The 23,130-nt window shown below is 65.3% G+C and carries 2 protein-coding genes; both read right to left on the bottom strand.

What is annotated here, in order from left to right; translation table 11 throughout:
• Positions 1-9: 9 nt before the first annotated feature.
• Positions 10-20,976 carry a type I polyketide synthase gene (locus tag AADZ55_RS13090; RefSeq protein WP_341286310.1) on the bottom strand — a complete coding sequence of 6,989 codons (20,967 nt, stop codon included), beginning with the start codon at positions 20,974-20,976 and terminating at the stop codon, positions 10-12.
• Positions 20,876-22,930: an AMP-binding protein gene (locus tag AADZ55_RS13085; RefSeq protein ID WP_341286195.1), complete on the bottom strand. Its 2,055-nt coding sequence runs from the start codon at positions 22,928-22,930 to the stop codon at positions 20,876-20,878. Before AADZ55_RS13085 ends, AADZ55_RS13090 begins: the two co-directional genes overlap by 101 nt.
• Positions 22,931-23,130 lie beyond the last annotated feature (200 nt).

The following is a 23,130-nucleotide window of genomic DNA, read 5'->3' as shown; positions in this document are numbered from 1 at the left end:
CCGCTAGAGTCAATGATCGTCTAGCGCCGCAGCGACTAGGTCGTCCAGACTCATGTTCGCGATATCAGGTTTCTTCTGGCGCTGAGTCACGGATTCCGCGTTGTCCGGCATTAGTCGTTGCAAGACGGCCAATACGTTGGCTTGTACCAAGCGTTCCGCCGGAATCGATGCAACCAATTCTTGAATCCGTTTGACATGGTCGATGCTCGTGGGTGTCGGGGCGCTTGTGCCGGTGAGCAGGCTGGCCAGGTGCTGCGCGATGGTGGTGGGGGTGGGGTGGTCGAAGGCCAGGGTTGCCGGTAGGGGTAGGCCGGTGTGGCGGGTCAAGGTGTTGCGGAGTTCAAGAGCGCTCAGCGAGTCCATACCGAGGTCTTTGAACGGTGTGTCGGGATCGAGGGCGGTCGGGTCGGGGTGGGCTAAGACGGTGGCCGTGGTTGTGGTGACCAGGCTGGTCAGGGTGGCTAGTTGTTGTTGTGGGGTCTGGCCGGCCAGTTGGGTGGTCAGCGTGTCGGTGGTGGTGGTGGTGCTGGCTTGCCGGCGGGTTGTGGTTAGGCCCGTCAAGATGGTCGGCACGGCGCCGTGTCGTGCTTGACGAGCCAGTGCGCGGGTGTTGAGCGGGGCTGGCACCAGGTTGGGTTGTTGGCATGTCAGCGCGGCATCAAATAAGGCCAGACCGTGTTCGGTGGTGATTGGGGTCAGGTTGTTGCGGGTGAACCGGGCCTGGTCCACCGCATCGAGATGAGCGGTCATTGCGCTAGCGGTTTGCCAGTAGCCCCACGCCAAACTGGTGGCCGGTAAGCCGTTGCGGTGGCGTTGGTGAGCCAGCGCGTCCAGGAAGGCGTTAGCGGCCGCGTAGTTGGCTTGTCCGGGGGCCCCTAACACTCCCGCGGCCGAGGAGAACACCACAAACGCATCCAGGTCAGCATCGGCGGTCAGTCGGTGTAGCTGCCAGGCCGCGTCGGCTTTCGCGGTTAACACCGCATCAAGTTGCTCAGTGGTGAGTTCACTGATCACGGCATCATCTAGGACCCCTGCGGTGTGGACTACAGCGGTGAGTCGGTGTTGGGTAGGTATGGCGGCCAACACCGCTGCCAGTTGCGCAGGATCGCTAGCGTCGCAGGCAGCGATGCTGACCTGGGCATCAAGCTGGGTTAATCGCTGATAGAGGTCGTCAGCACCTGAAGCGTTGGAACCGCTACGCGACAGCAACACCAGGTGTCGAACGCCGTAATGGGTTATCAGATGCTCGGCAAAAACCCCACCCAACATCCCGGTACCGCCGGTGATCAACACCGTGCCTTCAGGATCGAGTGCGACGGGGGCGGACTCGGTGTGCGGCCCGGCGGGTAGCTGGGCCGGGGTGAGTCGGGGGGCGTGGACCACACCGTCGCGTAGGGCTAGTTGAGGCTCTGTGTCTAACCGCCGTGCCGGGTTGGCCAGGGCGGCTAAGACCTTGATCAGGGTGTGTTCGGTCGTGGTCGTGGTGTCGATATCGATCGCACTGATCCGGCCGGGGTGCTCGTTTTGTGCGGTGTGGATCAAGGCCCGCACGGCGGCGTGGGCTAGGTCGGGGGCCTGGTCATCGGGGCTGATGCTGACACCATGGCGGGTCAGGATCACCAAGTGAGCCGTAACCGGGTCGGCGTCGGTCAACCAGCTTTGCAACCCAGCCAAAACACAACGGGTCAAGACATGCACCCGTGGTAACGGATCGGGGTGATCACCGCTGGGCTGTGGCGATGCCAAATCCCAAACCACCAACGCCGGCCAGGAATCCACCGCGGCCACATCGGAGTAGACAAGCCCTTCACCCAGACCAGCGGGAGAAAGCTGGGGCTGCTCACTGATCAGCGCCCACGCCGGTAAAACCTGCGCGGCGGGAAACACATCCGCCGATAGCGTCGGCCAGGCCAACTCGAACAAGTCCTGCCGGGAAACCCCCGCTGCGGGTTGGAGACTGTCGGTGTTGGGTTGGGCCCGCAGGGTCAGTGTGTTGATGGTGATGACTGGGGCGCCGGTGGGGTCGGTGGCGTGCAGTTTGAAGGTGTCGGCCCCGGTGGATGTGAGTTGGACGTGGAGTCGGGTGGCCTCGATGGCGTGCAAGGTGACCCCGGCGAATGCGAACGGAAGCCGCGGTGTTGCCGGGTCGGTGCCGTTGTCGGTGTGGTAGAAGGCCGCGGCCAGGGGATGCATAGCGGCATCCAGTAGGGCGGGGTGGATTCCATAGCCGGTGATGTCGATGTCGGCGGGCAAGGCCACCTCGGCGTAGACGGTGTCTTTTTGGGTGGGGTGGTGGCCGATACCCTGCAACGATCGGAACGGGGGTTCGTAGTGGAAGCCTTGTTCGGCCAGGTCGTGATAGAAGCTGTCCTGATCGATGGGGTCGACACTCGATGGCGGTGACGGCGGGCCGGACGCGGGATGTTCGTTGGTGGTCAAAGCGCCGGTGGCATGCAAAGTCCAGGCCGTGGGGTTGTGTGTGCCGCCGGTGCGGGAATAAAGAGTGAAGGGGCGCCGGCCGTTGTCTTCACCGGTCTGCACGGTGATCTGTACGTCGGTGGGTGTGTGTTCAACCAGCGCCAACGGGGTGTGGAGGACCAGCTCGTCGATGACGGGGCAATTCACGTACTCGCCGGCCTGCAGCAGCAAATCGATGTATCCGGTTCCGGGGAATACCACAGTGTCTTGGACTTTGTGGCCGGCTAGCCAGTTGTGTGTGGTTGTCGATAGCCGTCCGGTTAACACGATCTGGTCTTGGTCGGCGAGGTCGGTTACGGCGCCTAGTAGGGGGTGGTCGGGCTTGTCAAGCCCGGCGGCGCTGACATCCACGGCGGTGGGTGGGGTTAGCCAGTAGGGGTGGTGTTGGAAGGGGTAGGTGGGTAGTTGGGTGGTGTTGGCGGTGGGGTAGAGGGTGGTCCAGGTTGGGCTGTGGCCGTGGGTGTGGAGGTGGGCCAGGGTGGTGGTGAGGGTGTCGAGGTCGGGGTGGTCGCGGTGCAGGGTGGTGATGACGGTGGATTGGGTTTGGTCGGTGGTGGTGGTGGTGATGGTGTCGGTGAGTGCGGGGGCTAGGACGGGGTGGGGGGATAGTTCGATGAAGGTGTGTGGGCCTTGGGTGAGCAGGGTGGTGATGTTGTCGTGGAATCGGACGGGTTGGCGCAGTTGTTGGGTCCAGTAGTGGGGGGAGGTGAGTTGGTCGGTGGTGGCTAGTTGGCCGGTGAGGTTGGACAAGACGGGCAGCTGTGGGGGGTGCAGTGTTAATCCGGCGGTGATGTGTTCGAATTCGGGCAGTGCGGGGTCCATGGCCGCCGAGTGGAATGCGTGGCTGACCCGTAGTGGGGTGGTTTTGTAGTGGTGGGTGGTGCAGTGGTGGCGCAGCGTGTTGATTTGGTCGGCGGGGCCGGAGACCACCACCGAGGTGGGGCCGTTGACTGCGGCAAGGGTTAGTCCGGGGTGTTCGTGCAGGATGGCGGTGATGTCGGGTTGGCTGGCGGTGATGGCCAGCATTGCCCCGGGCGCGCAGGCTTGCATGAGCCGGCCGCGGGCGCTGACTAATAGCGCGGCTTGGTCTAGTGAGAACACCCCGGCGATGTGGGCGGCGGTCAGTTCCCCCACGGAATGGCCCAGCAGGTAGTCCGGGTTGATACCGGCCTGGGTCAGCACGGCGTGCATGGCCACGCCGAAGGCGAATAGGGCGGGCTGGGCGTAGTGGGTTTGTTGGAGCAGCTGGGCTGTGGGGGTATCGGCGGCGGCGAACATCACCTCGGTGAGTGGGACGTCGAGGTGGGGGTCAAAGGCCGCGCAGACCTCGTCGAGGGCCTTGGTGAAGGTGTGGTGGTGGGTGTAGAGGCCGGTGGCCATGGTGGGGTATTGGGCGCCTTGGCCGGGGAAGACGAAGACGGTTTTGTTGGGGTGGCGGGGTAGGTGGTGGCGGGTGAGGTGGGGGTGGGGGTGGTTGGTGGCTAGGGCGTGTAGTGCGGCTAGGAGGTCTTCGCGGGGGTTGGTGGTGGTGGTGGGGATGGTCAGGGCTGCGCGGTGGGGGTGGTGGGTGCGGGTGGTGGCCAGGCTGTGGGCGAGGTCGGTGAGGTCGAGGTTGGGGTGGTCGAGTAGGTGGTGGTGTAGGCGGGCGGCTTGGGCGTGAAGTGCGGTGGGGGTGCGTGCGGACAGTGGCCAGATTCGCAGCGCGGTGGGTGGGTCGGTGGGTGTGGGTGTGGGTGTGGGTGTGGGTGGTGGGGTGGGGGGTTGTTGGAGGATGAGGTGGGCGTTGGTGCCGCTGATCCCGAAGGAGGAGACGGCGGCGGTGCGGGGGTGGTTGGTGGTGGGCCAGGGTTGGGTTTGGGTGAGTAGTTGTACCGCGCCGGTTGACCAGTCGATGTGGGGGCTGGGTTGGTCGATGTGCAGGGTGGGGGGGAGTTCGGCGTGGTTGAGGGCGGTGATCATTTTGATCAGGCCGGCGGTTCCGGCGGCGGCTTGGGTGTGGCCGATGTTGGATTTGACCGATCCCAGCCATAGGGGGTGTTGGCGGTCGCGGCTGGCGCCGTAGGTGGCTAGTAGTGCGCCGGCCTCGATGGGGTCGCCCAGGGTGGTGCCGGTGCCGTGGGCTTCGACGACGTCGACGTGGTCGAGGGGGATGCCGGCGTTGGCGGCGGCTTGGGTGATGACGCGTTGTTGGGCGGGTCCGTTGGGGGCGGTGAGTCCGTTGGAGGCGCCGTCTTGGTTGACCGCGGATCCGGCGATGACGGCTAGGACTGGGTGGTGGTGTTGGTGGGCGTCGCTGAGTCGTTCCAGGACCAGGATTGCGGCGCCTTCGCCCCAGCCGGTGCCGTCGGCGGCGGCGGCGAAGGCTTTGCAGCGTCCGTCGGTGGCCAGTCCGCGTTGGCGGGCGAATTCGATGAATGGTGCCGGGGTGGCCATGACGGTGACTCCGCCGGCTAGGGCTAGGCCGGATTCGCCGTTGCGTAGGGATTGACAGGCTAGGTGGGTGGCGACCAGGGAGGAGGAGCAGGCGGTGTCGATGGTGATGGCGGGGCCTTGCAGGCCTAGGACGTAGGCGATTCGGCCGGAGGCCACGCTGGTGGCGGCCCCGGTTAGTCCGTAGCCTTCGGCGCTTTGGGAGCCGGTGGTTCCGTAGTCTTGGGCCCAGGCTCCGGCGAATACTCCGGTGTTGGTGCCTTCCAGGGTGGTGGGGTCGATGCCGGCGGTTTCCAGTGCTTCCCAGCACACTTCGAGTAGGAGTCGTTGTTGGGGGTCCATGGCGGTGGCTTCGCGGGCGGAGATTCCGAAGAATTCGGCGTCGAAGCCGGCCGCTTCGGCCAGGAATGCTCCCGAGCGGGTGTAGGTTTTGCCGACCGCGTCGGGGTCGGGGTCATACAGTGCGGCGAGGTCCCAGCCGCGGTCGGTGGGAAAGCCTCCGACGGCGTCGGTGCCGGTGCTGACCAATTCCCATAACGCTTGGGCGGAGTCCACCCCGCCGGGTAGCCGGCATGCCATGCCCACCACCGCGATGGGTTCGTCGGTGCTGAGGGGGGTGGGGGTGGTGGTGGTTGGGGTGTTTGTGCCGGTGAGCAGGTTGGTTAGGTGTTGGGCGATGGTGGTGGGGGTGGGGTGGTCGAAGACCAGGGTGGCTGGCAGGGGTAGGCCGGTGTGGCGGGTCAAGGTGTTGCGCAGTTCTAGGGCGGTCAGGGAGTCGATGCCGAGGTTTTTGAAGGGTTGGTCGGGGTCGAGGGTGGTCGGGTCGGGATGGGCGAGCACGGTGGCGGTGGCGTTGACCACGAGGGTGGTGAGGGTGGCCAGTTGTTGTGGGGGGGTTTGGCCGGCCAGTTGTGCGCCGAATCCGTGGGGGCTGGAGGTGGTGGTGGCTTGGGGGCGAGTGGTGGTCAGCGTTGACAGGATTGGCGGCAGGGTGTGTTGGCGTGCTTGTTGGGCCAGTGTTCGTTTGTTGAGGGGGGTGGGGATCAGGTTGGGTTGATGGAGGGTAAGGGCGGTGTCGAATAGGGCTAGGCCGTGTTCGGTGGGGATGGGGGTCAGTCCGGTGCGGGTCATGCGGGTGTGGTCGAGGGATGTTAGGTGAGCGGTCATGCCGCTGGGGGTTTGCCAGTAGCCCCACGCCAGGCTGGTGGTGTGGTGGTGTTGGCGGTGGCGCTGTTGGGCTAGTGCGTCAAGAAAGGCGTTAGCGGCGGCGTAGGCGGCTTGTCCGGGGGCGCCCAGGACCGCAGAGACCGAGGAGAACACGACGAATGTGTCGAGGTCTATGTCGGTGGTGAGTTGATGTAGGTGCCAGGCGGTGTCGGCTTTGGCGGTCAAGATGGTGTCGAGTTGGTCGGCGGTCATCTCGGTGATGACGGCGTCTTCGAGGACACCGGCGGTGTGGATGATGGCGGTGAGCCGGTGTTGGGCCGGGATATCGGCGAGTAATGCGGTGAGTTCGGAGGGGTTGCTGGTGTCGCAGGCGGTGATTTGGGCTTGGGCGCCGAGGCTGGTGAGGTGCTGGTGGAGTTCGGCGGCGCCGGGGGCGTTGGGGCCGCTGCGTGAGACCAGCAGTAGATGCCGGACACCGTAGTGGGTGACCAGGTGTTCGGCGAATAGCCTGCCCAGCATGCCGGTGCCGCCGGTGATTAGGACGGTGCCGTCTGGGTTGAGCACGGTGGGTAGGGTCAGCACAATTTTTCCGGTGTGCAGTGCCTGGCTCATGTCGCGGAAGGCTTGGGGGGCTTGCAGCAGGCCGTAGTTGGTGGTGGGCAGAGGTCTAAGGACGCGGGCGACGAATAGCTCGGTCAGTGCGTTCCATGTTTGACTAAGACGGGCGGTGGATGTGTTGGTCAGCGTGTAGGCCTGGTAGTCAACTCCGGGGTGGGCGGTGCTGACGTCGCTGGCTAGACGGATGTCGCTGTTGCCGATCTCGACGAAACATCCGCCGTGGGACAGCAGTTGCAGTGAACCGTCGATGAAGTCTCCGCGAAGGCTGTTGAGTACCACGTCGATGCCTTGTCCGTCGGTGGCGTCGTGGAACGCGTCGACGAAATCCAGGGTGCGTGATGAGGCGATGCGCTGGTCTGGGATTCCTAGATCGGCAAGGACAGGGTGTTTGTGCGGGCTGGCGGTGGCAAAGACTTCAGCGCCGAGGTGGTGGGCGATTTGGATGGCGGCTTGACCGACACCACCGGTGCCGGCGTGGATGAGCACTCGCTGCCCTGCGGATAGTTGCGCGCGCTCGACGAGGGCGGTGTAGGCGGTCAGGAACGCGACCGGGACCGAGGCGGCCTGGCTGAACGACCAGCCGGCTGGGATCGCAACGACCATGCGGTGGTCGGTGATGGCGATGGGGGCGAAGGCGTTGCCGGGGAATAGGCCCATTACGGCATCACCGGGACCAACGGTGGTCACATCGGGGGCGGTTTCGATGACCACACCGGCGCCTTCACGGCCTATCCCGTCATCGGAGACGGCTCCTGACGCAACATCGACATCGTGGAAACTAAGCCCGGCAGCGCGGATGGCGACACGAATCTGCCCGGGGGCCAACACGGTGGCCGGCTCTGTCGGTACCAGGGCCAGGTTGGTTGGTCCGCCCCCGTCGGTGATGGCCAGCTGCCAGGTTGGGGTTTGTGGTGGGGTCAGGGCCAGGGGCGGGGTCAGTCGGGGTGTGTGTGCGATGCCGTGGCGTAGGGCCAGCTGGGGTTCGGGGGCGGTTTGTGCCGGTGTCGGGGCGGCCAGGGCGGCTAAGACGTTCCTGATGGTGCGGTCGGTGGTGGGGGTGCTGTCGGTGTCGAGCACGGTGATGCGGCCAGGGTGCTCGTTTTGGGCGGTGTGGATCAATGCCCACGCGGCGGCGTGAGCTAGATCGGGTGCTTGATCGTAGACGTTGATGCTCACCGCGTGGCAGGTGATGATCACCAGGTGGGTGTCGAGGGTGTCGGGGCGGGTCAGCCAGTCCTGCAGTTGGGTGACAGTGTGCTGGGTCAGGGTGTGGGCACGCTGTAGGTGATCAGCGTCGGCGGGATCTGGCAGTGGCAACGGCCAGACCACAAGATCGGTGTGGGCCAGGTCGGTGTGGGCCAGGTCGGTGTAGATAGGGCTGTTGTGCAGGCTGGCGGGAAGGTGATCGGGGTCAGCGGTAACGACCGCCGACACCGGTGAGGTTGCCACCATCGGGAATACATCGTCGGGCAGGCACGGCCAGTTCAGTTGGAACAAGCTATCGCGAGCTGCACCCGGGGCGGCTGAGCTGATGTGGTCGGGTCGGGCCCGCAGGGTCAGTGTGTTGATGGTGATGACTGGGGCGCCGGTGGGGTCGGTGGCGTGCAGTTTGAAGGTGTCGGCCCCGGTGGATGTGAGTTGGACGTGGAGTCGGGTGGCCTCGATGGCGTGCAAGGTGACCCCGGCGAATGCGAACGGAAGCCGCGGTGTTGCCGGGTCGGTGCCGTTGTCGGTGTGGTAGAAGGCCGCGGCCAGGGGATGCATAGCGGCATCCAGTAGGGCGGGGTGGATTCCATAGCCGGTGATGTCGATGTCGGCGGGCAAGGCCACCTCGGCGTAGACGGTGTCTTTTTGGGTGGGGTGGTGGCCGATACCCTGCAACGATCGGAACGGGGGTTCGTAGTGGAAGCCTTGTTCGGCCAGGTCGTGATAGAAGCTGTCCTGATCGATGGGGTCGACACTCGATGGCGGTGACGGCGGGCCGGACGCGGGATGTTCGTTGGTGGTCAAAGCGCCGGTGGCATGCAAAGTCCAGGCCGTGGGGTTGTGTGTGCCGCCGGTGCGGGAATAAAGAGTGAAGGGGCGCCGGCCGTTGTCTTCACCGGTCTGCACGGTGATCTGTACGTCGGTGGGTGTGTGTTCAACCAGCGCCAACGGGGTGTGGAGGACCAGCTCGTCGATGACGGGGCAATTCACGTACTCGCCGGCCTGCAGCAGCAAATCGATGTATCCGGTTCCGGGGAATACCACAGTGTCTTGGACTTTGTGGCCGGCTAGCCAGTTGTGTGTGGTTGTCGATAGCCGTCCGGTTAACACGATCTGGTCTTGGTCGGCGAGGTCGGTTACGGCGCCTAGTAGGGGGTGGTCGGGCTTGTCAAGCCCGGCGGCGCTGACATCCACGGCGGTGGGTGGGGTTAGCCAGTAGGGGTGGTGTTGGAAGGGGTAGGTGGGTAGTTGGGTGGTGTTGGCGGTGGGGTAGAGGGTGGTCCAGGTTGGGCTGTGGCCGTGGGTGTGGAGGTGGGCCAGGGTGGTGGTGAGGGTGTCGAGGTCGGGGTGGTCGCGGTGCAGGGTGGTGATGACGGTGGATTGGGTTTGGTCGGTGGTGGTGGTGATGGTGTCGGTGAGTGCGGGGGCTAGGACGGGGTGGGGGGATAGTTCGATGAAGGTGTGTGGGCCTTGGGTGAGCAGGGTGGTGATGGTGTTGTGGAATTCGACGGGTTCGCGCAGGTTGCGGTACCAGTAGTCGGCGTTCATGGTGGTGGTGTCGAGGGGGTGGTTGGTTTGTGCGCTTTGCACGGTGGTGTAGAGGGGGATTTGGGCGGGTTGGGGGGTGAGTTCGCCGAGTTGGTGGAGGAGGTGTTGGTGGAGGTGTTCGACGTGGGGTGAGTGTGAGGCGTAGTCGACTGCGATGGGTCGGATGTGGATGCCGTGGTGTTGGCAGGTGGTGGTGAATTGTTCGAGGGCGGTGGGGTCGCCGCTGATGATGGTGTGGGTGGGGCCGTTGGTTGCGGCGATGGTGAGGGTGGTGTTCCAGGGTTGTAGGTGGGGGTGTAGTTCGTGGGGGGATAGGCGTACGGAGGCCATGGCGCCGTGGCCGGATAGGGCGGTGAGGGCTTGGCTGCGTAGGGCGACGATTTTGGCGGCTTGGTCTAGGGGGAGTGCGCCGGCGATGTAGGCGGCGGCGATTTCTCCTTGGGAGTGGCCGATTACGGCGTCGGGGATGATGCCGTGGGTGCGGAGTAGTTCGGCGAGCGAGATCATGATGGCGAATAGGACGGGTTGGATGACGTCGACGCGGTGTAGTGGTGGGGCGCTGGGGTGTTGGGTGAGGACGTCGCGTACTGACCAGCCGGTCCAGGGGTGCAGGGCGTGGTCGCATTCGTTGAGGGTGTTGGTGAAGGTGTGGTGGTGGGTGTAGAGGCCGGTGGCCATGGTGGGGTATTGGGCGCCTTGGCCGGGGAAGACGAAGACGGTTTTGTTGGGGTGGCGGGGTAGGTGGTGGCGGGTGAGGTGGGGGTGGGGGTGGTTGGTGGCTAGGGCGTGTAGTGCGGCTAGGAGGTCTTCGCGGGGGTTGGTGGTGGTGGTGGTGGGGATGGTCAGGGCTGCGCGGTGGGGGTGGTGGGTGCGGGTGGTGGCCAGGCTGTGGGCGAGGTCGGTGAGGTCGAGGTTGGGGTGGTCGAGTAGGTGGTGGTGTAGGCGGGCGGCTTGGGCGTGAAGTGCGGTGGGGGTGCGTGCGGACAGTGGCCAGATTCGCAGCGCGGTGGGTGGGTCGGTGGGTGTGGGTGTGGGTGTGGGTGTGGGTGGTGGGGTGGGGGGTTGTTGGAGGATGAGGTGGGCGTTGGTGCCGCTGACTCCGAAGGAGGAGACGGCGGCGGTGCGGGGGTGGTTGGTGGTGGGCCAGGGTTGGGTTTGGGTGAGTAGTTGTACCGCGCCGGTTGACCAGTCGATGTGGGGGCTGGGTTGGTCGATGTGCAGGGTGGGGGGGAGTTCGGCGTGGTTGAGGGCGGTGATCATTTTGATCAGGCCGGCGGTTCCGGCGGCGGCTTGGGTGTGGCCGATGTTGGATTTGACCGATCCCAGCCATAGGGGGTGTTGGCGGTCGCGGCTGGCGCCGTAGGTGGCTAGTAGTGCGCCGGCCTCGATGGGGTCGCCCAGGGTGGTGCCGGTGCCGTGGGCTTCGACGACGTCGACGTGGTCGAGGGGGATGCCGGCGTTGGCGGCGGCTTGGGTGATGACGCGTTGTTGGGCGGGTCCGTTGGGGGCGGTGAGTCCGTTGGAGGCGCCGTCTTGGTTGACCGCGGATCCGGCGATGACGGCTAGGACTGGGTGGTGGTGTTGGTGGGCGTCGCTGAGTCGTTCCAGGACCAGGATTGCGGCGCCTTCGCCCCAGCCGGTGCCGTCGGCGGCGGCGGCGAAGGCTTTGCAGCGTCCGTCGGTGGCCAGTCCGCGTTGGCGGGCGAATTCGATGAATGGTGCCGGGGTGGCCATGACGGTGACTCCGCCGGCTAGGGCTAGGCCGGATTCGCCGTTGCGTAGGGATTGACAGGCTAGGTGGGTGGCGACCAGGGAGGAGGAGCAGGCGGTGTCGATGGTGATGGCGGGGCCTTGCAGGCCTAGGACGTAGGCGATTCGGCCGGAGGCCACGCTGGTGGCGGCGCCGGTTAGTCCGTAGCCTTCGGCGCTTTGGGAGCCGGTGGTTCCGTAGTCTTGGGCCCAGGCTCCGGCGAATACTCCGGTGTTGGTGCCTTCCAGGGTGGTGGGGTCGATGCCGGCGGTTTCCAGTGCTTCCCAGCACACTTCGAGTAGGAGTCGTTGTTGGGGGTCCATGGCGGTGGCTTCGCGGGCGGAGATTCCGAAGAATTCGGCGTCGAAGCCGGCCGCTTCGGCCAGGAATGCTCCCGAGCGGGTGTAGGTTTTGCCGACCGCGTCGGGGTCGGGGTCATACAGTGCGGCGAGGTCCCAGCCGCGGTCGGTGGGAAAGCCTCCGACGGCGTCGGTGCCGGTGCTGACCAATTCCCATAACGCTTGGGCGGAGTCCACCCCGCCGGGTAGCCGGCATGCCATGCCCACCACCGCGATGGGTTCGTCGGTGCTGAGGGGGGTGGGGGTGGTGGTGGTTGGGGTGTTTGTGCCGGTGAGCAGGTTGGTTAGGTGTTGGGCGATGGTGGTGGGGGTGGGGTGGTCGAAGACCAGGGTGGCTGGCAGGGGTAGGCCGGTGTGGCGGGTCAAGGTGTTGCGCAGTTGTAGGGCGGTCAGGGAGTCGATGCCGAGGTTTTTGAAGGGTTGGTCGGGGTCGAGGGTGGTCGGGTCGGGATGGGCGAGCACGGTGGCGGTGGCGTTGACCACGAGGGTGGTGAGGGTGGCCAGTTGTTGTGGGGGGGTTTGGCCGGCCAGTTGTGCGCCGAGTTGGTCGGGGATGGCTGGGGTGGTGGGGGTGGTGTGGGGTTGGGTGGAGCCCAGCTGGGCTAGCAGGGGGTGGGCGCGGCGGGTGGTGAAGACGTCGTGGAATTGGTCCCAGTCGACGTCGGTGAGGGTGATTAGGGTGTCGTCGATGTCGAGGGATTGTTGGAGTGCGGTGAAGGCGGTGTCGGTGGGGATTTGGTTGAGTCCGATGCGGGCGAGGTAGTCCAGGGTTTGTTGGGTGGTTGTTCGGTCGTCTGCCCAGGTTCCCCAGGCGGGGGCCAGGGCGTGGTGGCCGTGGGCGCGCAGTTTGGTGGTGAGGGCTTCGATGTGGGCGTTAGCGGCTGCGTAGGCGCCTTGGCGGGTGCCGCCCCAGGTTGCGGCTGCTGAGGAGAACATGATGAAGGTGTGGGGTGGTTCGTCGTTGAGCAGGGTGATCAGGTTTTCGGCGCCCAGGACTTTGGCGGTGTAGGTTTCGCGGAATTCGTCGGGGGTGGTTTCGGCGATGGTGGCCCAGCCCAGAAACGCTGCGGCGTGTACGACGGTGTGGATGGGTCCGTGTTCGGTGCGGGTTTTGTCGATCACGGCCGCTAGGGCGTGGCGATCGGTGACATCCACCGATGCGGCGGTGGTGGTGATTCCGGCGGTGTGGAGTTCTTGTTGTAGTTGGGCGATTCCGGGGTGGTCGGCGGCGGTGCGGCTGAGCAGGACCAGGTGGCTGGCTCCGGCGTGGGCCAGCCAGCGCGCGATGTGTGGGCCCAGTTGGCCGGTGACGCCGGTGATTAGGGCGGTTCCGGTGGGTTTCCAGGTGCGTGCCCGGTCTGGGGGTAGTGGTGCGGGGTTCAGGCGTCGGGCGTGTACGCCGTGGGCGCGGATGGCGAGTTGGTCTTCGGGTTGCGGGCAGGTCAGCAGGGTGTGGAGGCGTTTGAAGTCCTGTGGTGTGGGGGTAGCGGGTAGGTCAATCAGCCCGCCCCACCAGTCGGGGTGTTCCAGGCAGACCGATTGTCCGAGTCCCCACACGGCTGATTGGCTCGGGGTTAAGGGGTCGTTATCGGCGCTGAGTTGGGCGCCGCCTTGGGTCAGGACCCACAACGGCAGGGTCAGTCCGCTATCGCCGTAGGCTTGCGCGGCCAGCAGGGTGGCGAGTAATCCCGTTGCTGGTCCGGGAAGGTCGGGGTGGGTTTGGTCGTGGAGGGCCAGCAGGGACAGCACACCATCGCAGTCGTTGGCGGCGGTGTGCTGCACCAGCAGGGTCGCTAGTTCGTTTCGGTCGGTGTTGTGGGTGTCGATGGCCAGCACGGTCGGGGCGTCTGCGCAGTGTGCCGATAGGCCGGTGAGTATCTCATCGGATTGGTCGGGGTGGGTCAGGACCAGCCATCGTTGCCGGGTCTGGGGGAAGGTGGTCGGGTTGATCGCTTGCCAGCTGACTCGATAGCGCAGTTTGTCCACCAGTGAGCGGTCCCCGAGTTGTTTGCGCCATTGCCGCAGGGCGGTCACCATCGGGGCCAGTGATGCCGTGGGGTGGTCGTCGTCGATGCCCAACACCTGCGCGACGGTGTCGAGGGCGTCGGCGTCCACGGCGTTCCATAACCGGCCTTCGGCGGGATCGGTGCTGGTGTTGGTGGTGGGGGTGGGTGGGGTTAGCCAGTAGGGGTGGTGTTGGAAGGGGTAGGTGGGTAGTTGGGTGGTGTTGGCGGTGGGGTAGAGGGTGGTCCAGGTTGGGCTGTGGCCGTGGGTGTGGAGGTGGGCCAGGGTGGTGGTGAGGGTGTCGAGGTCGGGGTGGTCGCGGTGCAGGGTGGTGATGACGGTGGATTGGGTTTGGTCGGTGGTGGTGGTGATGGTGTCGGTGAGTGCGGGGGCTAGGACGGGGTGGGGGGATAGTTCGATGAAGGTGTGTGGGCCTTGGGTGAGCAGGGTGGTGATGTTGTCGTGGAATCGGACGGGTTGGCGCAGTTGTTGGGTCCAGTAGTGGGGGGAGGTGAGTTGGTCGGTGGTGGCTAGTTGGCCGGTGAGGTTGGACAAGACGGGCAGCTGTGGGGGGTGCAGTGTTAATCCGGCGGTGATGTGTTCGAATTCGGGCAGTGCGGGGTCCATGGCCGCCGAGTGGAATGCGTGGCTGACCCGTAGTGGGGTGGTTTTGTAGTGGTGGGTGGTGCAGTGGTGGCGCAGCGTGTTGATTTGGTCGGCGGGGCCGGAGACCACCACCGAGGTGGGGCCGTTGACTGCGGCAAGGGTTAGTCCGGGGTGTTCGTGCAGGATGGCGGTGATGTCGGGTTGGCTGGCGGTGATGGCCAGCATTGCCCCGGGCGCGCAGGCTTGCATGAGCCGGCCGCGGGCGCTGACTAATAGCGCGGCTTGGTCTAGTGAGAACACCCCGGCGATGTGGGCGGCGGTCAGTTCCCCCACGGAATGGCCCAGCAGGTAGTCCGGGTTGATACCGGCCTGGGTCAGCACGGCGTGCATGGCCACGCCGAAGGCGAATAGGGCGGGCTGGGCGTAGTGGGTTTGTTGGAGCAGCTGGGCTGTGGGGGTATCGGCGGCGGCGAACATCACCTCGGTGAGTGGGACGTCGAGGTGGGGGTCAAAGGCCGCGCAGACCTCGTCGAGGGCCTTGGTGAAGGTGTGGTGGTGGGTGTAGAGGCCGGTGGCCATGGTGGGGTATTGGGCGCCTTGGCCGGGGAAGACGAAGACGGTTTTGTTGGGGTGGCGGGGTAGGTGGTGGCGGGTGAGGTGGGGGTGGGGGTGGTTGGTGGCTAGGGCGTGTAGTGCGGCTAGGAGGTCTTCGCGGGGGTTGGTGGTGGTGGTGGGGATGGTCAGGGCTGCGCGGTGGGGGTGGTGGGTGCGGGTGGTGGCCAGGCTGTGGGCGAGGTCGGTGAGGTCGAGGTTGGGGTGGTCGAGTAGGTGGTGGTGTAGGCGGGCGGCTTGGGCGTGAAGTGCGGTGGGGGTGCGTGCGGACAGTGGCCAGATTCGCAGCGCGGTGGGTGGGTCGGTGGGTGTGGGTGTGGGTGTGGGTGTGGGTGGTGGGGTGGGGGGTTGTTGGAGGATGAGGTGGGCGTTGGTGCCGCTGATCCCGAAGGAGGAGACGGCGGCGGTGCGGGGGTGGTTGGTGGTGGGCCAGGGTTGGGTTTGGGTGAGTAGTTGTACCGCGCCGGTTGACCAGTCGATGTGGGGGCTGGGTTGGTCGATGTGCAGGGTGGGGGGGAGTTCGGCGTGGTTGAGGGCGGTGATCATTTTGATCAGGCCGGCGGTTCCGGCGGCGGCTTGGGTGTGGCCGATGTTGGATTTGACCGATCCCAGCCATAGGGGGTGTTGGCGGTCGCGGCTGGCGCCGTAGGTGGCTAGTAGTGCGCCGGCCTCGATGGGGTCGCCCAGGGTGGTGCCGGTGCCGTGGGCTTCGACGACGTCGACGTGGTCGAGGGGGATGCCGGCGTTGGCGGCGGCTTGGGTGATGACGCGTTGTTGGGCGGGTCCGTTGGGGGCGGTGAGTCCGTTGGAGGCGCCGTCTTGGTTGACCGCGGATCCGGCGATGACGGCTAGGACTGGGTGGTGGTGTTGGTGGGCGTCGCTGAGTCGTTCCAGGACCAGGATTGCGGCGCCTTCGCCCCAGCCGGTGCCGTCGGCGGCGGCGGCGAAGGCTTTGCAGCGTCCGTCGGTGGCCAGTCCGCGTTGGCGGGCGAATTCGATGAATGGTGCCGGGGTGGCCATGACGGTGACTCCGCCGGCTAGGGCTAGGCCGGATTCGCCGTTGCGTAGGGATTGACAGGCTAGGTGGGTGGCGACCAGGGAGGAGGAGCAGGCGGTGTCGATGGTGATGGCGGGGCCTTGCAGGCCTAGGACGTAGGCGATTCGGCCGGAGGCCACGCTGGTGGCGGCGCCGGTTAGTCCGTAGCCTTCGGCGCTTTGGGAGCCGGTGGTTCCGTAGCCCTGCACCCCGATCCCGGCGAATACTCCGGTGTTGGTGCCTTCCAGGGTGGTGGGGTCGATGCCGGCGGTTTCCAGTGCTTCCCAGCACACTTCGAGTAGGAGTCGTTGTTGGGGGTCCATGGCGGTGGCTTCGCGGGCGGAGATTCCGAAGAATTCGGCGTCGAAGCCGGCCGCTTCGGCCAGGAATGCTCCCGAGCGGGTGTAGGTTTTGCCGACCGCGTCGGGGTCGGGGTCATACAGTGCGGCGAGGTCCCAGCCGCGGTCGGTGGGAAAGCCTCCGACGGCGTCGGTGCCGGTGCTGACCAATTCCCATAACGCTTGGGCGGAGTCCACCCCGCCGGGTAGCCGGCATGCCATGCCCACCACGGCGATGGGTTCGTCGGTGCTGAGGGGGGTGGGGGTGGTGGTGGTTGGGGTGTTTGTGCCGGTGAGCAGGTTGGTTAGGTGTTGGGCGATGGTGGTGGGGGTGGGGTGGTCGAAGACCAGGGTGGCTGGCAGGGGTAGGCCGGTGTGGCGGGTCAAGGTGTTGCGCAGTTGTAGGGCGGTCAGGGAGTCGATGCCGAGGTTTTTGAAGGGTTGGTCGGGGTCGAGGGTGGTCGGGTCGGGATGGGCGAGCACGGTGGCGGTGGCGTTGACCACGAGGGTGGTGAGGGTGGCCAGTTGTTGTGGGGGGGTTTGGCCGGCCAGTTGTGCGCCGAGTTGGTCGGGGATGGCTGGGGTGGTGGGGGTGGTGTGGGGTTGGGTGGAGCCCAGCTGGGCTAGCAGGGGGTGGGCGCGGCGGGTGGTGAAGACGTCGTGGAATTGGTCCCAGTCGACGTCGGTGAGGGTGATTAGGGTGTCGTCGATGTCGAGGGATTGTTGGAGTGCGGTGAAGGCGGTGTCGGTGGGGATTTGGTTGAGTCCGATGCGGGCGAGGTAGTCCAGGGTTTGTTGGGTGGTTGTTCGGTCGTCTGCCCAGGTTCCCCAGGCGGGGGCCAGGGCGTGGTGGCCGTGGGCGCGCAGTTTGGTGGTGAGGGCTTCGATGTGGGCGTTAGCGGCTGCGTAGGCGCCTTGGCGGGTGCCGCCCCAGGTTGCGGCTGCTGAGGAGAACATGATGAAGGTGTGGGGTGGTTCGTCGTTGAGCAGGGTGATCAGGTTTTCGGCGCCCAGGACTTTGGCGGTGTAGGTTTCGCGGAATTCGTCGGGGGTGGTTTCGGCGATGGTGGCCCAGCCCTGAAACGCTGCGGCGTGTACGACGGTGTGGATGGGTCCGTGTTCGGTGCGGGTTTTGTCGATCACGGCCGCTAGGGCGTGGCGATCGGTGACATCCACCGATGCGGCGGTGGTGGTGATTCCGGCGGTGTGGAGTTCTTGTTCTAGTTGGGCGATTCCGGGGTGGTCGGCGGCGGTGCGGCTGAGCAGGACCAGGTGGCTGGCTCCGGCGTGGGCCAGCCAGCGCGCGATGTGTGGGCCTTGAGGGCCGGTGACGCCGGTGATTAGGGCGGTTCCGGTGGGTTTCCAGGTGCGTGCCCGGTCTGGGGGTAGTGGTGCGGGGTTCAGGCGTCGGGCGTGTACGCCGTGGGCGCGGATGGCGAGTTGGTCTTCGGGTTGCGGGCAGGTCAGCAGGGTGTGGAGGCGTTTGAAGTCCTGTGGTGTGGGGGTAGCGGGTAGGTCAATCAGCCCGCCCCACCAGTCGGGGTGTTCCAGGCAGACCGATTGTCCGAGTCCCCACACGGCTGATTGGCTCGGGGTTAAGGGGTCGTTATCGGCGCTGAGTTGGGCGCCGCCTTGGGTCAGGACCCACAACGGCAGGGTCAGTCCGCTATCGCCGTAGGCTTGCGCGGCCAGCAGGGTGGCGAGTAATCCCGTTGCTGGTCCGGGAAGGTCGGGGTGGGTTTGGTCGTGGAGGGCCAGCAGGGACAGCACACCATCGCAGTCGTTGGCGGCGGTGTGCTGCACCAGCAGGGTCGCTAGTTCGTTTCGGTCGGTGTTGTGGGTGTCGATGGCCAGCACGGTCGGGGCGTCTGCGCAGTGTGCCGATAGGCCGGTGAGTATCTCATCGGATTGGTCGGGGTGGGTCAGGACCAGCCATCGTTGCCGGGTCTGGGGGAAGGTGGTCGGGTTGATCGCTTGCCAGCTGACTCGATAGCGCAGTTTGTCCACCAGTGAGCGGTCCCCGAGTTGTTTGCGCCATTGCCGCAGGGCGGTCACCATCGGGGCCAGTGATGCCGTGGGGTGGTCGTCGTCGATGCCCAACACCTGCGCGACGGTGTCGAGGGCGTCGGCGTCCACGGCGTTCCATAACCGGCCTTCGGCGGGATCGGTGCTGGTGTTGGTGGTGGGGGTGGGTGGGGTTAGCCAGTAGGGGTGGTGTTGGAAGGGGTAGGTGGGTAGTTGGGTGGTGTTGGCGGTGGGGTAGAGGGTGGTCCAGGTTGGGCTGTGGCCGTGGGTGTGGAGGTGGGCCAGGGTGGTGGTGAGGGTGTCGAGGTCGGGGTGGTCGCGGTGCAGGGTGGTGATGACGGTGGATTGGGTTTGGTCGGTGGTGGTGGTGGTGATGGTGTCGGTGAGTGCGGGGGCTAGGACGGGGTGGGGGGATAGTTCGATGAAGGTGTGTGGGCCTTGGGTGAGCAGGGTGGTGATGGTGTTGTGGAATTCGACGGGTTCGCGCAGGTTGCGGTACCAGTAGTCGGCGTTCATGGTGGTGGTGTCGAGGGGGTGGTTGGTTTGTGCGCTTTGCACGGTGGTGTAGAGGGGGATTTGGGCGGGTTGGGGGGTGAGTTCGCCGAGTTGGTGGAGGAGGTGTTGGTGGAGGTGTTCGACGTGGGGTGAGTGTGAGGCGTAGTCGACTGCGATGGGTCGGATGTGGATGCCGTGGTGTTGGCAGGTGGTGGTGAATTGTTCGAGGGCGGTGGGGTCGCCGCTGATGATGGTGTGGGTGGGGCCGTTGGTTGCGGCGATGGTGAGGGTGGTGTTCCAGGGTTGTAGGTGGGGGTGTAGTTCGTGGGGGGATAGGCGTACGGAGGCCATGGCGCCGTGGCCGGATAGGGCGGTGAGGGCTTGGCTGCGTAGGGCGACGATTTTGGCGGCTTGGTCTAGGGGGAGTGCGCCGGCGATGTAGGCGGCGGCGATTTCTCCTTGGGAGTGGCCGATTACGGCGTCGGGGATGATGCCGTGGGTGCGGAGTAGTTCGGCGAGCGAGATCATGATGGCGAATAGGACGGGTTGGATGACGTCGACGCGGTGTAGTGGTGGGGCGCTGGGGTGTTGGGTGAGGACGTCGCGTACTGACCAGCCGGTCCAGGGGTGCAGGGCGTGGTCGCATTCGTTGAGGGTGTTGGTGAAGGTGTGGTGGTGGGTGTAGAGGCCGGTGGCCATGGTGGGGTATTGGGCGCCTTGGCCGGGGAAGACGAAGACGGTTTTGTTGGGGTGGCGGGGTAGGTGGTGGCGGGTGAGGTGGGGGTGGGGGTGGTTGGTGGCTAGGGCGTGTAGTGCGGCTAGGAGGTCTTCGCGGGGGTTGGTGGTGGTGGTGGGGATGGTCAGGGCTGCGCGGTGGGGGTGGTGGGTGCGGGTGGTGGCCAGGCTGTGGGCGAGGTCGGTGAGGTCGAGGTTGGGGTGGTCGAGTAGGTGGTGGTGTAGGCGGGCGGCTTGGGCGTGAAGTGCGGTGGGGGTGCGTGCGGACAGTGGCCAGATTCGCAGCGCGGTGGGTGGGTCGGTGGGTGTGGGTGTGGGTGTGGGTGTGGGTGGTGGGGTGGGGGGTTGTTGGAGGATGAGGTGGGCGTTGGTGCCGCTGACTCCGAAGGAGGAGACGGCGGCGGTGCGGGGGTGGTTGGTGGTGGGCCAGGGTTGGGTTTGGGTGAGTAGTTGTACCGCGCCGGTTGACCAGTCGATGTGGGGGCTGGGTTGGTCGATGTGCAGGGTGGGGGGGAGTTCGGCGTGGTTGAGGGCGGTGATCATTTTGATCAGGCCGGCGGTTCCGGCGGCGGCTTGGGTGTGGCCGATGTTGGATTTGACCGATCCCAGCCATAGGGGGTGTTGGCGGTCGCGGCTGGCGCCGTAGGTGGCTAGTAGTGCGCCGGCCTCGATGGGGTCGCCCAGGGTGGTGCCGGTGCCGTGGGCTTCGACGACGTCGACGTGGTCGAGGGGGATGCCGGCGTTGGCGGCGGCTTGGGTGATGACGCGTTGTTGGGCGGGTCCGTTGGGGGCGGTGAGTCCGTTGGAGGCGCCGTCTTGGTTGACCGCGGATCCGGCGATGACGGCTAGGACTGGGTGGTGGTGTTGGTGGGCGTCGCTGAGTCGTTCCAGGACCAGGATTGCGGCGCCTTCGCCCCAGCCGGTGCCGTCGGCGGCGGCGGCGAAGGCTTTGCAGCGTCCGTCGGTGGCCAGTCCGCGTTGGCGGGCGAATTCGATGAATGGTGCCGGGGTGGCCATGACGGTGACTCCGCCGGCTAGGGCTAGGCCGGATTCGCCGTTGCGTAGGGATTGACAGGCTAGGTGGGTGGCGACCAGGGAGGAGGAGCAGGCGGTGTCGATGGTGATGGCGGGGCCTTGCAGGCCTAGGACGTAGGCGATTCGGCCGGAGGCCACGCTGGTGGCGGCGCCGGTTAGTCCGTAGCCTTCGGCGCTTTGGGAGCCGGTGGTTCCGTAGCCCTGCACCCCGATCCCGGCGAATACTCCGGTGTTGGTGCCTTCCAGGGTGGTGGGGTCGATGCCGGCGGTTTCCAGTGCTTCCCAGCACACTTCGAGTAGGAGTCGTTGTTGGGGGTCCATGGCGGTGGCTTCGCGGGCGGAGATTCCGAAGAATTCGGCGTCGAAGCCGGCCGCTTCGGCCAGGAATGCTCCCGAGCGGGTGTAGGTTTTGCCGACCGCGTCGGGGTCGGGGTCATACAGTGCGGCGAGGTCCCAGCCGCGGTCGGTGGGAAAGCCTCCGACGGCGTCGGTGCCGGTGCTGACCAATTCCCATAACGCTTGGGCGGAGTCCACCCCGCCGGGTAGCCGGCATGCCATGCCCACCACGGCGATGGGTTCGTCGGCCCGCGATAGCGGGCAGCGCCGCTTTGGGGCTGGCCCAACCGGAGAGCTCGGCATCCAAGTAGGTAGCCAACTCTGATACCGACCCGTAGTCCCACCCCACTGTGTCGGACAGCCGCAGGCCGGTCAGTGCCGCCAGTCGATTGCGAAGTTCGACCGTCATTTGCGAGTTGAAACCTAGTTCCGAGAAGGCGAGTTCCGCATCTACCGACCGAACATTGGTTTGGCCCAACATCGTTGCGACCTGTGAGCCTACGGTGTCCGCCAACAGTCGGTAGCGCTGTTGCTGCAAAACTTTCAGTTGCTCGTGCAGGTCCATCCCCAGACGATTTCTATCGGAAGTCTCGACGTCCGCGACTGATGCTTTGTCAAGCTCCGCGGGTGTGGTCGACGAAGGCGCTAGAGGGGAAATCTGCCAAATAGGTTTTGTTGGATTTTCGGCGCGGAGATCGCCGCGCTTCAATTTCCCGGTTGCGGTTCGAGGAAGCTGCGGCGCAATGGCAAATCTGTGCGGTATCTTGAATGCCGAAAGTTGGCTGCGCAATCGCCGGTAGATCTCGTGAATAGCCGAATCATCGAGGGATGCGCCCTGCTTGGGTACCAGAAACGCTTGTAGCGCCGACGCGCCCGTGGATTCTCTTACGCCGACGACGGCGGCCTCAGCTACAGAGTCATCCTCAAGAATGAGCCGCTCGATTTCGTCTGGATTAATGTTGATTCCGCCTACAACTTCAATGTCGTCGGTGCGGCAACGATACCTAACCCATCCGTCGGAATCGATAAATACCCGATCGCCAGTGTCGAGCCAGTTTCCATTGATAGGGAGTGGGTCATTCGGCCGGTTCCAATAGCCCACTGTGATCGATGGTCCCTGAACCCATAGGTTTCCCTCGACCCCGGGTCCGGCCGCCGTACCATCCGGCGCCACCACACGGATCTCATAGGGGGGAAGGGCCTTTCCCAAGGTTCCAATACGCCATTCGTCGACCGTATTCGACACGAACGTTTGTCCGACTTCGGTCGAGCCAATTCCGTCCAGGATGGGGATGGCGCCGAAGAATTCGACTAGGCGTTCAGCTAGGCCGAGCTCAAGAGCCTCCCCGGCCGATACGATGCAGCGGAGCGATTGGAACGAATCGGGAGAGCACGTGTCGACAACTCTCGCGAAAAATGTTGGGACGCCGTAGAGCACGGATGGTCTAAATTTCTCACATAATTTTGCGACCGCTTCCGAGCTCATCGGCGATGAGTTGATGACCGCGGAACTGCCTGTCGCGAGCGGAAACCAAACCGAGTTACCCAAGCCATACGCGAAATACATGCGTGCGCTGCTCAGTCCGACGTCCTCGGGAGCGAGCCGCAACGCGGTGCGGCACATCGCGTCAACAAACGTCAAGACATCGGCATGCCGATGAACCGCGGCCTTGGGCGGACCCGTAGTACCAGACGTATAGGTGGCGTAGGCAACGGCGTCGCCGTTTAGGGTTTCGTAGTCTGCGGGCTCGGCTCGAGTTGCATCCGATAACAGCTCTTCGGCCTCCACAACGGTTGACCGCTGAAACCGACCGCGCAGGGCGCCAGACGTGATGACAAGGGCTGGCTCGGTATCGCGCTCCGCAAACGCGTGGTCTTCGGCACGGAGTTCGGGGTTGACGATAAACGCCAAAATCCCACGAGCCAAACTTGCCAACAATAGCTGCACCAGATGCAACGAATCCGGGAGACACAGCAGGACGCGATCTCCCCTGGAAAGTCCGCGGTCACTAAGCACTGTGGCGAGACGTGACGCATCATCATGGATTTGGCCATGAGTCACCGGGTGCGGAGCATAATAGGCCGGCGCGTCGGACCATCCAGCTTCCAATGACCGCTCGGCGAGCAGTCTTGCGACGTTCTCGCTCTGCATCAGTCAATTACCGCCCGTGACACAAAAGCGAGTGATAGCTCGAATATCGATACTGTTGGCCGCTCCACATGCCGCCGCTGCGGCCATCCGTGTAGTAACCAGGTCATGCGGTGGCTGCCAATCGTTGATGGTGCGCAAAGGAACCATTTTCTGCTTCCTTGTCTGTGTTGCGCCGACGTGCTTCTAGGGAACGGCAACCG

The sequence above is a fragment of the Mycobacterium decipiens genome (genome assembly GCF_963853665.1).
Classification (GTDB): Bacteria; Actinomycetota; Actinomycetes; order Mycobacteriales; family Mycobacteriaceae; genus Mycobacterium; species Mycobacterium decipiens.
Note: the sequence above shows the minus strand (reverse complement) of the source record. Positions and strands in the feature narration are given on the sequence as shown.

Bases quoted from the DNA above. Each gene is read 5' to 3' on its own strand.
- AADZ55_RS13085 (WP_341286195.1), bottom strand. From the start codon at position 22,930: ATGCAGAGCGAGAACGTCGCAAGACTGCTCGCCGAGCGGTCATTGGAA.